Genomic DNA, 12,548 nt, shown 5'->3' on the forward strand with positions numbered 1-12,548 from the left:
GGCCCGGCGATCTCGCCGAACTGCATCTCACAAACTCTGCTGGATCGCCCGCGAAAGCGGGCGATCCAGTATTCCAGAGACGTCAGAGCTTGAACGCACTGGCCGCGGCGTACTGGATGCCCGCATGCGCGGGCATGACGACCGATAGGTGATGTAGCTACAGCGAACTCCCCGTCACGCATTCCCGCATTGTCGTACCCATCACGTTGACGTTCCGGCACACTGCACCGGAGCCCGGGATTTCCGGATTATCGCAATCGTTGTGGCACACCCGCATTCCGTTCTCGGTGTGCCAACCGACCGACGGGTCCCGCGAGTCGCGATTGTAAACGGTCGCGGGCCGCTCACTGCGCTTCAGCGTGTCGGACATGAAGCGGTATCCGAAACCACGCATGCAGTCCTTGAAGGCCTCGGGAATATAGCCCTGATCCGGTTCGCCCAGTCGCTGGTTGCAGGCGCTCACGGCGGCCATGCCGACGGCATTCGGCCGCTTGTGTCCGTGCGGTCTGATGGTGTCGTACCACCTGACCGTGAGTTGATCGGCGTGGGCTTGAACGGCGGCGCTCATCAGCAATGCGGCGACGATGACGATGCGTTTCATGTGACTCTCCAGCTCTGCAGAGAGTGGTGGGTCCCAGCGCGCGCCTCGTTCAAGGCCGACGGATTACAAGTTGGCAATAACGCGGCGACGACATCCTATCCGGGCAGAAGACGTTAGTTCTGCACCCGCACGCCCAGCATCACCACGGTCGACGCCGAGCTCTGCCCCGGCTGGTTCGAATCCAGCCAGTCGCGGCGCACGGTGCCCTTGATCCAGAGGCTGCGGGTCATCTTGTAGATCAGATCGGCCGACACCGAGTAGATGGTGTCGTTGCGGTTGTCGCCCTGGTAGTCGAGCGTGCCGTAGGTGAACTTGCCGATCCCGGTCAGCCAGCGACGGAAGTCGTGGTCGACCTCGACGGTGTAGGTGCGCGACAGCACGCCCGAGGTGCCGGGCAGCGTGGTCTCGCCGAGCTGGGTGGCGGAATAGAATTTGGCCGTGGTCAGCGGCGTCGCGGTCCAGGTCAGCGAGGCCGTGGTGAGCAGGCCTTCGAGCGGGCTAAGCCGCGGGTCGACATAGTCGCGCCTGGCATAGCCAATCGAGACCTCGCCGAACAGCAGCCGGGTGAACTCGAACGACGTACCGACCTTGGCATAACCGCCCGACGAATTGCGCGCGTAGCCGGAGCGGTCGAGATAGAGATCGTGGAAGCGGCTGTCGCCCTCCATCTCGACGAACGCCTTCACGGCCGGATTCAGCTCATAGCTGACGCGGCCGACGCCGCCATATTGCGTGAAATTGCGGTCGTCGTTCGACGACGAGGTGCCGTCGGTGAGCTTGGACCATTGGTAGTCGGTACGGTCGACGGTGGCACCGAGCGAGACCTGCAGGCGGTTGAAATGCTGGTCGATGCCGAAGGTGCCGCCGACCGTGGTGTAGATCGGATATTTGGCGAGGCCAGCCTGCACGTTCGGGCTGCCGGGATTGTCTGTCGAGACCAGCAGGCGGGCCTGCCCCAACAAATGCGTGTCTCTGGAGACGTCGAGACGGCCGTCGATATGGCCGGTGAAATTCGGACGGTCGACATCGAGCGGCGCCGACAGCGGCGTGCCGTCGGCGTTCGGCGTCAGCTGCGAGCCGTAGCCGGTGAAGGAGCCGCGCAAATCGGCGACGATCGCATGACGCTCCCAATCCGACACCGCGAGGAATTCCGGCGCGACCATGTAGAACGCCCTGCCCTGCGGCGAATTGAGACGGCCGGGATTGGTGTCATAGCCGGCCATCACCTCGACCGCAGTTTTGACCATGAACGAGCCGGCGTAGTCGCCGACCGCGCCGAACGGATCGTCGTCAATCCTGAGTCGCCTGCGCGGCGGCTGGCCGACGATGGTGCCGGCCATCGTCGGCGGCAGCGGCGGCTTGCTGGCGGTTTCCGACGGCGGGATCGACAGCCGCAACTGACCGCTCGCGCTCAGCGGCGGCGGTGTAGGCACCGGCGAGCCGGGTCCCGGCGGCGGCTTCGGCTTGGCCTGGCCCGGATAATATTTCGGCTTCAGGCGTTTGCGGTTGAGCGAGTCATAGCCCGAGGTCGCGGCGCCGTTCGCAGCCGGCAGACCGTAGGTCGGGACCTGCCCGATCCGCTGTGACGTCGACGTCGATGAGGACGACGAACGCCGGTCGCGATCGGCGTCCGGCAGCCTCAAGCCATTGAGCGGATCGAGCGCCTCGGCCGTGGTCCGGCGCAGCGGCGAATCCGGTGTGATCACCTGGCTCTGGCGGCTCGGGCTGAACAAATCCGGCGTCACGGTCTGGGCCTCGGCGAGCCCGCCGCTAGCGGTCAGCGCAAGGCATGGCAAAACCACGCGAACGAGGCGTCCGCGCCGATTTGGGCCGCTTGCTGGCCGCCGCCACACGATGGAAATACCCCAACGAATTCATGCACTTGACGTACGCATCCCGCCGGGCGGCGGAAAACGTCCTTAATGGAGTTAAAACAATTATGGTTAATGACCCGTTGAGGATCGGCCGCCGCGCGTCGCATCGCGGAATCGAACGTGCTAAGGGAGACGCCCGGGTGCAAAACCCCTCCCCTGGAATGCGAAATGGCCAAACCGAAACCGCTGATGACCAAATCATCCGGCCCCGATGACGGCGCCATCCAGTCGGCGCTCCGCACCCTCGATGCCGAAGCAAGCGGCGTCGCAGCCCTTTCCGCCGCCCTGAAGTCCCACCTCGGCGCGCCGTTCGCGGCAGCGGCCGAGCTGATCGGCAAGGCCAAGGGACGCCTGATCGTCACCGGGCTCGGCAAGTCGGGCCATATCGGCCGCAAGATCGCCGCCACCTTCGCCTCGACCGGCACGCCGGCGTTCTTCGTACACGCCGCGGAAGCCAGCCACGGCGACCTCGGCATGATCACGATCGACGACGTGATCCTGGCGCTGTCATGGTCCGGCGAGCAGCCGGAGATGCGCAATCTGATCGCCTATGCCGCGCGCTTCGGGATTCCGCTGATCGCGATGACGGCCGACAAGGACTCGACGCTGAGCAAGGCCGCCGACGTGCAGCTGACGCTGCCGAAGGCCCGCGAAGCCTGCCCGCACAATCTGGCGCCGACGACGTCCTCGCTGATGATGCTGGCGCTCGGCGATGCGCTGGCGATCGCGCTGCTCGAAGGCCGCGGCTTCACCTCGACCGATTTCAGCGTGCTGCATCCGGGCGGCAAGCTCGGCGCGCTCTTGAAATATGCCCGCGACCTGATGCATAGCGGCGATGCGCTGCCGCTGAAGCCACTCGGCACCAAGATGTCGGATGCGCTGGTCGAGATGACTTCGAAGGGATTCGGCTGCGTCGGCATCGTCGACCGCCACGGCCATCTCGTCGGCATCGTCACCGACGGCGATCTGCGCCGGCAGCTGCGTCGACCCGACCTTCTGGCGCTTTCCGTCGACGAGGTCATGACCAAGACGCCGAAGACGATCAGCCGCGACACGCTGGCCGGCGAAGCGCTTGAGCTGCTCAACGCCTCGAAGATCACCACGCTGATCGTAACAGATGCGAAGAAGCCGGTCGGCATCATCCATCTGCACGATCTGCTGCGCGCGGGCGTGGCGTAATTTCCCTCCGTCATTCCGGGGCACGCGAAGCGTGAACCTCAGATGCGCAATTGCGCATCGGGGAATCTCGAGATTCCGGGTTCGATGCTACGCATCGCCCCGGAATGACAGCGATTATTTCGGAAACCGCGCCGCGGTCGCCTCCAGCGGCAGGGCCAGCGCGTTGGCGAGGTAGGAGACGGTGCGGTAGAAGCCGCATAGCAGGATGATCTCCAGCACCTGATTGTCATCATAATGCGCCGACAGCGCCGCGTACTCGGCGTCATCAAGCGTCGCCCGCGCATGCAGCGCATCGACCGCCGCGATCATCGCCTGTTCGGCCGGCGACCAGCAATCGGCGTCGGCCTTGCCGCGCACGGTAGCGTCGACCTGCTGCTCCGACAGCCCCGCGGCGGCGCTGAACGCCGTGACATGCACGCCCCACTCATATTCGCAGGCGTTGAGCGCGCAGGTGCGGTCGATCACGATCTCGCGCTCCCGCAACGGAAGCGGCCCGCGGTCGAGCAGGCTGCCGCCGCGAAACTTCTCCCAGGCGCGCGGATGGCCCGCCATGATGCGGAACAGCACCAGCGGCGGCTTGCCGCGCATGATGCGGTCGAAATGCTGTTGAACATCCGCCGCATAGGGCGGATCGAGCGGCGCGATACGTGACATGACCTGATCTCAGTGCTACATTTACTGTAGCACAACGCTACAATATCTGTAGCGGCCAACGCAAGAGAGATTCAAGAGAGATTCGCGACATGGCAAAGCAGGCTCCCGCCACAAGACCCGGCGCCCGCGGCTCGCGGAGCGGCCGCCCGATCATGGCGCTGCTCGATCTCTTGGGACGGCGCTGGACCTTGCGCATCATCTGGGAGCTGCGCGAGACCGCGCTGACCTCGCGCGCGCTGCGCGCCGCCTGCGACGAGGCCTCGCCGACGATCGTGCAGACGCGATTGACCGAGCTGCGCGAGGCGGGGTTCGTCGAGCTGACGGACGATGGTTACGGCCTCACCGCGCTCGGCAGGGAGCTATTCCAGACCTTCACGCCGCTCAATCGCTTCGCCGAGCGATGGAGCAGGCAGCACGCCGGCTAGACCCCGGCCACCGTCAGGCTCGCGCCATCGGCGCGGACCACCTTGACCCGGCTGCCGGCCGGCGCATCGGGGCCGGCGACACGCCAGACCGTGTCGTCGATCCGCACCGTGCCCGCGCCGTCGACGATCGGCTTCTCCAGCGTGAATTCGCGGCCGACCAGGGCTTCGTTGCGGCGGTTGAGGAATGGATTGCTCTTGCTCGCCTCGGTCGCGCCCCTGGCGAAATGCCGCCAGACCGGCACCGCGAGCGCAGCAAACACCGCGAACATCAGGAGCTGCGTCTGCCAGGACGGCGTGAAGACGAACGACAACAGCCCGACCAGCAGCGCCGCGAGCCCAAGCCAGAACAGGAACACGCCTGGCGCCGCAAGCTCCAGCGCCATCAGGATGAAGCCGAAGATCAGCCAGTTCCAGGTACCCAATGTCGAAAACATCTCGGCCATGACATGACCTCTATCATTGCGGGCGTGATGCCGTCACGCCCTCACCGCTGCGGCGGCACCGGCGGCGGCGGCGTCGGACCTGCCGGCGGCACCGAACCGCGTCGCGCGGCGGCCGCGGCGGAGGCAGCGCTCTCACCGAAGGTGGCCTTGGCGATCTCGCCGATGCCGGCGAGCGAGCCGAGGATGCTGGTCGCCTCGATCGGCAACATGATGATTTTCTGGTTCGGCGAGTCGGCCAGTTGCCCGAACGCCTTGATGTACTTGTCGGCGATGAAATAGTTCAGCGCGGCAACGTCGCCCTTGGCGATGGCATCGCTGACCATCTGGGTTGCCCTCGCCTCGGCCTCGGCGGAACGCTCGCGCGCCTCGGCGTCGCGGAACGCAGCCTCCTTGCGGCCTTCGGCCTGCAGGATCTGGCCCTGCTTGGCGCCCTCGGCGCGCAGGATTTCGGACTGCCGCTGGCCCTCGGCCTGCAAAATGTCAGCGCGCTTGACGCGCTCGGCCTTCATCTGCCGGCCCATCGCCTCGACGAGGTCGGCCGGCGGCACGATGTCCTTGATCTCGATGCGGTTGACCTTCAGGCCCCAGGGCGAGACCGCGGCGTCGACCACGCGCAGCAGCCGCTCGTTGATCTCGTCGCGATGCGACAGCACCTGGTCGAGATCCATCGAGCCCATCACCGAGCGGATGTTGGTCATGGTCAGCACGATGATCGCCTGGTTGAGATTGGCGACCTCGTAGCTCGCCTTGGCGGCATCGAACACCTGGAAGAACGCGACGCCGTCCACCGTCACGGTGGCGTTGTCCTTGGTGATCACCTCCTGCTCGGGGATGTTGATCACCTGCTCCATCATGTTCATCTTGCGCCCGATCCGATCGAAATAGGGCACGATCAGATTGAGGCCCGGCGACAGCGTGCGGGTGTACTTGCCGAACCGTTCGATGGTCCAGTCATAGCCCTGCGGAACGGTCTTGATCCCGGCGAACAGCGTGACGATGACGAGAAGAACAAGCGCGATCGCGAAAATATCGAAGCCAGTCATAAAGTCCTCCAGGGCCCGCGAGACCATCGCCAGGCACGGTCCGTGCATTGGTCGGCAGGACCGCTCCGCCGGTTCAGCCGGCGGTTGTTCTCCCTAGCACATAGGAAGCTGTTGTCGGATGACCAGATGCGAGCGAATGGCCGTGTCCGGTGTCACGGTTCGTTAACAATCAGGCCCAGGCGTTCCTAGATCCAGCCTTGCTAGATTCCAGCCTTGTTAAATCCACCCTTGCAGCTCGCGCAGCACCAGCTGGCGGATCACGTCCATGCCGCCGTCGCTGTCGTTGAGGCAGGGGATAGCGGCGAACTGCTCCCCGCCATTGTGCCGGAAGATTTCGGCGTTCTCCTGCGCGATCTCCTCCAACGTCTCCAGGCAATCGGCGGAGAAGCCGGGCGTGACCACGGCCATGCGCCGCACGCCGTCCTTGGCCAGCTTCTCGACCGTCTTGTCGGTATAGGGCTGCAGCCACTCGGCATTGCCGAAGCGCGACTGGAAGGTGAGGATCAGCCTGTTGGCATCGAGCCCGAGCCGCTTGCGCAGCGCATTGGTCGTGGCAATGCACTGGGCCTGATAGGGATCGCCCTTGTCGACATAGTCCTTCGGCATGCCGTGGAACGAGGCGAGGATGATCTCGGGCTGGAACGACAGCGTCGCCAGATGCTCATTGATCGAGACCGCGAGCGCCTCGATGTAGTCGGGGTCGTCGTAATAGGGCGGCGTCACCCGCAGGATCGGCTGCGCGCGCATGGCGGCCAGCACGCGAAACGCTTCGTCGCAGACGGTCGCCGACGTCGCCGCGGAATATTGCGGATAGAGCGGCACCAGCAGCAGCCGGCCGCAACCTTGCGCCGCCAGCGCCTCGATGCGCTGCTTGATCGAGGGATTGCCGTAGCGCATCGCCCAGTCGACCACGACATGGTCGTGATCGGCGATCGCCTCCGCGAGCTTGTCGGCCTGCGAGCGCGTGATGGTCTTCAGCGGCGACTCGTTCTTCTCGGTGTTCCAGATCTTCAGATAGTCGCGCGCCTTGCGGGCCGGGCGGACGCGCAGGATGATGCCGTTGAGGATCAGCTTCCAGAGCAGGCCCTGATCCTCGATCACCCGCGGATCGGACAAGAATTCCTTGAGATAAACCCGTACCCCCGTGGCATCCGCGGTATCCGGCGTGCCGAGATTGACCAGCAGCACGCCGACGCGTTCCGGCTTCGGCGCCGCGGCAGGCTTCGCGCTCTCGAAGGGGATGACCGTGCTCATGATCGCCTTGCGCTTGGGGTAGTTGGGCTTCGCGCGTTGCTCCAACCTTGTCAAGCCGAGTGCGGGTTGGCTACGTTCCCGTCCGGAATATGGGGAGGAACCATGACGATCGCCGAATGGTGCGTCTTCGGGACGCTGATGCTCTCGCTCCTGACGATCGTGTCGGTGAAATGGGCCGGCATCCGCGGGTTCGACAATTCGAAGCCGCGCGATCCCGACTTCTACGACGACCCGATCCGCGCGCGGGCGCTCGGCGCCCACCAGAACGGCATCGAGGCCTTCCCGTTCTTTGCATTCGCCGTGCTGCTCGCCGAATTCCGCGTCGGCCCGCTGCGGCTGATCGACGAGCTCGCGGTGCTGTTCCTGATCGTGCGGATCGCCTACGTCTTCACCTATATCGGCAACCGCCCGACTCTGCGCTCGATCCTCTGGAGCATCGGCTTCGCGATCAACATCGCGATCTTTTTCCTGCCCGCGATAAGGGGATATTTGACGAGTTGAGCGCGGCTCTCCGTTATCCTGTTATCCGTCATCCTGAGGAGCCGCGTAGCGGCGTCTCGAAGGATGCACGGCCCGGCTGGTGGCCGTTCATCCTTCGAGGCTCGCTTTCGCTCGCACCTCAGGATGACGGATCGTAGGGATGCGCTAGACTAACGACCTCAAAGGCACGTCGCCCGTTCGGCCGCGACATAACCGAGCAGCAGCCCGAGCCCGAACAGCAGCACCAGACCGGCGGCGGCGAACTCCAGGCCGCGCATGATGACCATGCCGCCGCCATCGCGCGCCGCGCTCAGCCGCTCCGCCAGGCCGCGCGCCGACACCGCGACCAGCGCGATCGCGGCCACGGTGATGGCGGTGCCGAGCCCCATCACGAAGGTCGCGGCAATGCCGGCCCAGAACAGGCCCTGCGCCAGCGCGAACACCAGCACCAGGATCGCACCCGAGCAGGGCCGGATCCCGACCGTGAGGATCGCGCCGAGGCCGCGCCGCCAGCCGCCGGGACCGGCGAGCTCGGCCGGCGTCGGCCCGTGCGAATGGCCGCAATGCTCGTCATGGACATGCTGCGCGTCATGATCATGATCGTGGCCGTGATGGTGATCGTGGTGATGATGGCCGTGATCGTCATGAGCATGGTCTTGGGCGTGACGATGATGGTGATCATGGCCATGGTCGTGGTCATGGTGGTCGTGATGATGCGCGCCGGCCATCGCCAGCGCCGGGCGCGGCACCTGCAGCGCGCGGAAGAAGCCGCCGCCCTTGACCCAGACCAGCCGGGCGCCGAACGCCGCGATCAGCGCGTAGCTTGCGATCTCGATCCCCTTCTCCGCCCCGCACATGGTCTTCGCCGTCGCATTGAGCAACCAGGCGCAGACGCCAACGATGAGAACGGCGACCAGCGACTGCATCAGCGCCGAGGCGAACGACAGCACGATGCCCCGTCGCGCAGTCTCGCGATTGGCGACCATGTAGGATGAGATCACCGCCTTGCCGTGGCCGGGGCCGGCGGCATGGAAGATCCCGTAGGCAAACGAGATCGCAAGCAGCGTCCAGACCGCCGAACCGTCGGATTTCGCGGCGCGGATGGTCTGCGATATCTCGCGATAAAACTCCGACTGCTTGGCCAGCAGCCAGCCAACCAGCCCGCCCTGGGGCTCCGCCGCACGCGGCGCACCGAACGGACTTTGTGCCAGCAGCGCATGAACGGCACCATCGAGGAGCGCCAATGCCGCCAGCACGGCAGCGGAGACGGCGAGGCCGCGGGTCACGCGGGAAACGATCGGCGTCATGGGCACTCCACCGTGATCTTGTTGGCGAACATCATGGCGAAGTTGCCGGCATTGCCGTCGAGGAAGTTCTGCTCGCCGAGCTTCGCCGCGGCGGCGGTGCCGTCATTCGGCCGCTCGAACTGCAGCTTGCAGTCCGCCGCGGTGCCGACCAGCTTGACCGGCTCCTTCTCGGCGAACTGGAAGTCGATGAAGTAGGTTGGGTCGAACACTTCGAGCGAGAGCTGCCTGGCCTTGAACGGCGTCTTCACCGGCAGGGTGAAGTGCAGCGTCAGCGCCGAATCCTTGTATTCGAGATAGTAGTCGACCGGCTCGGTGAACTTCTGCTTCTTGCCGTCGCCCTTGGCGAAGGTGAAGTAGGCGTATTCCTTCAGCGATTCGACGTTGGTCTGCGCCAGCGGCGCCAGCTCCTCACGGCTGTAGGCGCCTTTCACCTTGGTCTCGATGCCCTGCAGCGCGTAGGTCGAGAACATATCGTCGAAGGTCCAGGCGTGGCGGACCCCGCTGATGGTGCCGTCGGGCGCGTAGATCAGCTCGCTCCGGGCGGTGATCCAGACATGCGGATGGGCCTCGGCGGCCGCCGTGCCGAGCACGACAGATACCGCAAGCACCAGCCAGGCGATCAGGCGGCTGAAGGCGGGCCGCACCTTCAGGCCGCCTCGGGCGTTTCGAGCAGGCCGCGACGACGGAGTAGCGCGTCCGGCTCGGGCTCGCGGCCGCGGAAGGCGACATAGGCCTCCTCCGGATCGCGCGAGCCGCCCGACGAATAGATGTCGTCATGCAGCCGCTTGGCGGTCGCCGGATCGAAGATGTCGCCGGCCTCCTCGAAGGCGCCGAAAGCGTCGGCGTCCATCACCTCCGACCACATGTAGCTGTAATAGCCGGAGGCATAATGGTCGCCGGAGAAGATGTGGCCGAACTGGGTCGGCCGGTGCCGCAGCGAGATCTCGGCGGGCATGCCGATTTTCTCCAGCTCCTTCTGCTCGAAGGCCCTGATATCGCGGCTCGCCGCCGCCGGCTGGGTGTGGAATTCGAGGTCGACCAGCGCCGAGGAGACGAACTCCACCGTGGCGAAGCCCTGGTTGAACTTGCGCGCCGCGAGGAAGCGCTTGAGCAGGTCGTCCGGCAGCGCCTCCCCGGTCTGGTAGTGGCGTGCGAAGCGCTGCAGCACCTCGGGCCGCTCCTGCCAGTGCTCGTAGAGCTGCGAGGGCAGCTCGACGAAGTCGGTGAACACCGATGTCCCCGACAGCGACGGATAGGTCACGTCGGAGAGCATGCCGTGCAGGCCATGGCCGAACTCGTGGAACAGGGTCCGCGCATCGTCGGGCGACAGCAGCGACGGCGCGCCGTCGGCGCCCTTGGCGAAGTTGCAGACATTGATGACCAGCGGCGCGACGGCGCCATCGAGCTTCTGCTGGTCGCGCAGCGAGGTCATCCAGGCGCCGGAGCGCTTCGAGGGCCGCGCGAAGTAGTCGCCGTAGAACAGCGCCTTGTGCTTGCCGTCGCGGCCCTTGACCTCCCAGACCCGGACGTCCGGGTGCCAGACCGGCACGTCCTTGCGCTCCTCGAAGGTGACGCCGAACAGGCGGGTGGCGCAGTCGAAGGCGGCCTCGATCATGTGGTCGAGCACCAGATAGGGCTTGATCGCGGAATCGTCGAAATTGGCGCGGCGCTGGCGCAGCTTCTCGGCGTAGTAGCGCCAGTCCCAGGACGCCAGGGTGAAATTGCCGCCCTCTTCAGTGATCAGCGCCTGCAACGCGTCGCGGTCGGCGAGCGCCCGCGCCCGCGCCGGCTTCCAGACCCGCTCCAAGAGGCCGCGCACCGCCTCCGGCGTCTTGGCCATGGAATCCTCGAGGCGATAGGCGGCGTAGGTCGGGAAGCCCAGGATCTTCGCGGTCTCCTCGCGCAGCGCGAGGATCTCGACGATGGTCGCATTGTTGTCGTTGGCGTTGCCATTGTCGCCGCGGGCTGTGAAGGCCTTGTAGACCTTCTCGCGCAGGTCGCGCCTGCCGGAGCTCTGCAGGAACGGCTCGACCGAGGAGCGCGACAGCGTCACGATCGCCTTGCCGGGCATGCCGCGCTGTTCCGCCGCGGCCTTGGCGGCCGCCACGAATGTGTCGGAGAGGCCGGCGCGGTCGTCCTCGCCGAGCTCCATGGACCACTCCTGCTCGTCGCCGAGCAGATGATGGCTGAACGAGGTCCCGAGATGGGCGAGCCGCTCGTTGATCTCGGCCATGCGGGCCTTGGCCGCGTCGTCGAGCCCGGCGCCGGAGCGGTGGAAGCGGGTATAGGTGCGCTCCAGCAGCCGCATCTGCTCGCCGGTCAGGCCGAGCGAAGCGCGCTTCTCGTGCAGCATGGCGATGCGGCCAAACAGCACAGCGTTCATCATGATCGGATTCCAGTGCCGCGCCATCCGGGGCGAGACCTCCTTGTCGATCTCGAGGATCGCGGGGCTCGAATGGGCCGAGACCAGGTCGTAGAACACCGCCGAGACCTTCGACAGCAGCTTGCCGGAGCGCTCCAGCGCCGTGATGGTGTTGTCGAAGTCGGGCAGCGCCGGATCATGGGTGATCGCAGCCACTTCAGCCGAATGGTCGGCGAAGGCCTGCTCGAAGGCGGGGAGGAAATGCTCCGGCTTGATCTCGGCGAAGGGCGGCGTCTCGAGCGGCGTCTGCCATGCCTTCAGGAGGGGGTTGGCCAAATTCTGGACCTCGGCTTCTGCGCTGGTTTCTGACATCGAATGTCCCGTCTTTCGCCTTGAAAATGCGGCCCAATCTATATCACGCGATACGGCATTTTTGGGCCTTTTGCGCTTGAAAGATGGGCACTTTTCGGAGAGATTGCGCCCCCTGAACAGGACCTATTCCATGACCATGCAGCCCTCCACCTCAGGCAACCGCACCATCGCCTGGCCGAGCGTCATCACCGTCATCTCGGCGGCGATCCTGATCGGCGCGGAAGTGTTCGGCGCGGCGTTCGCCGGCGGCTGGGCGCTCGCGATCCTGCTTGGGCTCAGTGATGTCGGCGCGCACATCCTGCAGGCCGTGCTGTTCGGCATCGGCGTCCTGATCATAATCGCCTTCATCCGCGCGGCGCAGCGCGTCGAGCCGTTCACGCGTCGCGCCTGACCGCTGCGATTCAAGAAAGCGCTGCGGCACAGGGCTAAAACGCCACACGCTTCCTTAGTCATTCTTAACAGCCGTTCATCTTCACCGCCCCGACCGTGTGCTGCGCGCGAGATCGCAAGCACGCGTTAGGGAAATTTGTCGCTACCGCAAAAAAAATCTTGCA

13 protein-coding genes are annotated in these 12,548 nt (G+C 65.5%); 4 read left to right on the top strand and 9 right to left on the bottom strand.

What is annotated here, in order from left to right; genetic code table 11:
* Positions 1-157: 157 nt before the first annotated feature.
* Both V5279_RS38090 and V5279_RS38095 read right to left on the bottom strand, forming a co-directional pair.
* Complete coding sequence (locus V5279_RS38090) at positions 158-601, bottom strand: hypothetical protein (protein WP_338692060.1); 444 nt, start codon at positions 599-601, stop codon at positions 158-160.
* Between the two features lie 113 nt (positions 602-714).
* On the bottom strand, positions 715-2,397 hold the full coding sequence (locus V5279_RS38095; protein ID WP_338701612.1) for an outer membrane beta-barrel protein: 1,683 nt from the start codon (positions 2,395-2,397) through the stop codon (positions 715-717).
* Positions 2,398-2,643: 246 nt separating this feature from the next.
* Here V5279_RS38095 and V5279_RS38100 point away from each other — a divergent pair, with 246 nt between their 5' ends.
* Positions 2,644-3,654, top strand: coding sequence for a KpsF/GutQ family sugar-phosphate isomerase (locus V5279_RS38100; protein WP_338692061.1), 1,011 nt, complete (start codon positions 2,644-2,646; stop codon positions 3,652-3,654).
* A 114-nt stretch (positions 3,655-3,768) separates the two neighbouring features.
* Here V5279_RS38100 and V5279_RS38105 read toward each other — a convergent pair whose 3' ends face one another.
* Positions 3,769-4,308 (bottom strand): carboxymuconolactone decarboxylase family protein, encoded by a 540-nt coding sequence (locus V5279_RS38105; protein ID WP_338692062.1) that lies wholly within the window; start codon positions 4,306-4,308, stop codon positions 3,769-3,771.
* Positions 4,309-4,397: 89 nt separating this feature from the next.
* Here V5279_RS38105 and V5279_RS38110 point away from each other — a divergent pair, with 89 nt between their 5' ends.
* On the top strand, positions 4,398-4,733 hold the full coding sequence (locus tag V5279_RS38110) for a helix-turn-helix domain-containing protein (RefSeq protein ID WP_338692063.1): 336 nt from the start codon (positions 4,398-4,400) through the stop codon (positions 4,731-4,733).
* Here the strand turns inward: V5279_RS38110 and V5279_RS38115 are convergent.
* The 3 genes from V5279_RS38115 to hemH all read right to left on the bottom strand — a co-directional run bounded on the left by V5279_RS38115 (position 4,730) and on the right by hemH (position 7,473).
* Positions 4,730-5,176: an NfeD family protein gene (locus V5279_RS38115; protein ID WP_338692064.1), complete on the bottom strand. Its 447-nt coding sequence runs from the start codon at positions 5,174-5,176 to the stop codon at positions 4,730-4,732. The two genes, V5279_RS38110 and V5279_RS38115, sit on opposite strands and share 4 nt — an antisense overlap.
* 41 nt (positions 5,177-5,217) lie before the next feature.
* Positions 5,218-6,219: an SPFH domain-containing protein gene (locus V5279_RS38120; protein ID WP_029077532.1), complete on the bottom strand. Its 1,002-nt coding sequence runs from the start codon at positions 6,217-6,219 to the stop codon at positions 5,218-5,220.
* Between the two features lie 216 nt (positions 6,220-6,435).
* Positions 6,436-7,473 (bottom strand): ferrochelatase, encoded by a 1,038-nt coding sequence (gene hemH / locus V5279_RS38125; protein WP_338692065.1) that lies wholly within the window; start codon positions 7,471-7,473, stop codon positions 6,436-6,438.
* A 102-nt stretch (positions 7,474-7,575) separates the two neighbouring features.
* On the opposite strand from hemH, the gene V5279_RS38130 reads away from it, so the two are divergent.
* Entirely contained in the window at positions 7,576-7,974 is a 399-nt protein-coding gene (locus V5279_RS38130) for an MAPEG family protein (RefSeq protein WP_029077534.1), read from the top strand.
* A 158-nt stretch (positions 7,975-8,132) separates the two neighbouring features.
* On the opposite strand, the gene V5279_RS38135 is transcribed toward V5279_RS38130, so the two are convergent.
* Genes V5279_RS38135 through V5279_RS38145 form a run of 3 tightly spaced genes read right to left on the bottom strand, consistent with a single transcriptional unit; the run spans position 8,133 to position 11,994 of the window.
* Positions 8,133-9,260: a nickel/cobalt transporter gene (locus V5279_RS38135; RefSeq protein WP_338692066.1), complete on the bottom strand. Its 1,128-nt coding sequence runs from the start codon at positions 9,258-9,260 to the stop codon at positions 8,133-8,135.
* Complete coding sequence (locus tag V5279_RS38140) at positions 9,257-9,883, bottom strand: DUF1007 family protein (protein ID WP_338701614.1); 627 nt, start codon at positions 9,881-9,883, stop codon at positions 9,257-9,259. The genes V5279_RS38135 and V5279_RS38140 overlap by 4 nt, the downstream gene beginning before the upstream one ends.
* 23 nt (positions 9,884-9,906) lie before the next feature.
* The gene (locus tag V5279_RS38145) at positions 9,907-11,994 is read right to left on the bottom strand and encodes a M3 family metallopeptidase (protein ID WP_166298918.1); all 2,088 of its coding nucleotides are present in this window, start codon (positions 11,992-11,994) and stop codon (positions 9,907-9,909) included.
* 130 nt (positions 11,995-12,124) lie between these two features.
* On the opposite strand from V5279_RS38145, the gene V5279_RS38150 reads away from it, so the two are divergent.
* Complete coding sequence (locus V5279_RS38150) at positions 12,125-12,385, top strand: hypothetical protein (protein ID WP_338692067.1); 261 nt, start codon at positions 12,125-12,127, stop codon at positions 12,383-12,385.
* Positions 12,386-12,548 lie beyond the last annotated feature (163 nt).

The organism is Bradyrhizobium sp. 26S5, assembly GCF_036923295.1.
In the GTDB taxonomy this organism is placed as follows: domain Bacteria; phylum Pseudomonadota; class Alphaproteobacteria; order Rhizobiales; family Xanthobacteraceae; genus Bradyrhizobium; species Bradyrhizobium septentrionale.

Excerpts from the sequence above, each read along its gene's own strand:
- V5279_RS38135 (WP_338692066.1), bottom strand. The coding sequence starts at position 9,260 with ATGACGCCGATCGTTTCCCGCGTGACCCGCGGCCTCGCCGTCTCCGCT.
- hemH (WP_338692065.1), bottom strand. The coding sequence starts at position 7,473 with ATGAGCACGGTCATCCCCTTCGAGAGCGCGAAGCCTGCCGCGGCGCCG.
- V5279_RS38110 (WP_338692063.1), top strand. The coding sequence starts at position 4,398 with ATGGCAAAGCAGGCTCCCGCCACAAGACCCGGCGCCCGCGGCTCGCGG.
- V5279_RS38130 (WP_029077534.1), top strand. The coding sequence starts at position 7,576 with ATGACGATCGCCGAATGGTGCGTCTTCGGGACGCTGATGCTCTCGCTC.
- V5279_RS38115 (WP_338692064.1), bottom strand. The coding sequence starts at position 5,176 with ATGGCCGAGATGTTTTCGACATTGGGTACCTGGAACTGGCTGATCTTC.
- V5279_RS38120 (WP_029077532.1), bottom strand. The coding sequence starts at position 6,219 with ATGACTGGCTTCGATATTTTCGCGATCGCGCTTGTTCTTCTCGTCATC.
- V5279_RS38150 (WP_338692067.1), top strand. The coding sequence starts at position 12,125 with ATGACCATGCAGCCCTCCACCTCAGGCAACCGCACCATCGCCTGGCCG.
- V5279_RS38090 (WP_338692060.1), bottom strand. The coding sequence starts at position 601 with ATGAAACGCATCGTCATCGTCGCCGCATTGCTGATGAGCGCCGCCGTT.
- V5279_RS38105 (WP_338692062.1), bottom strand. The coding sequence starts at position 4,308 with ATGTCACGTATCGCGCCGCTCGATCCGCCCTATGCGGCGGATGTTCAA.
- V5279_RS38100 (WP_338692061.1), top strand. The coding sequence starts at position 2,644 with ATGGCCAAACCGAAACCGCTGATGACCAAATCATCCGGCCCCGATGAC.
- V5279_RS38145 (WP_166298918.1), bottom strand. The coding sequence starts at position 11,994 with ATGTCAGAAACCAGCGCAGAAGCCGAGGTCCAGAATTTGGCCAACCCC.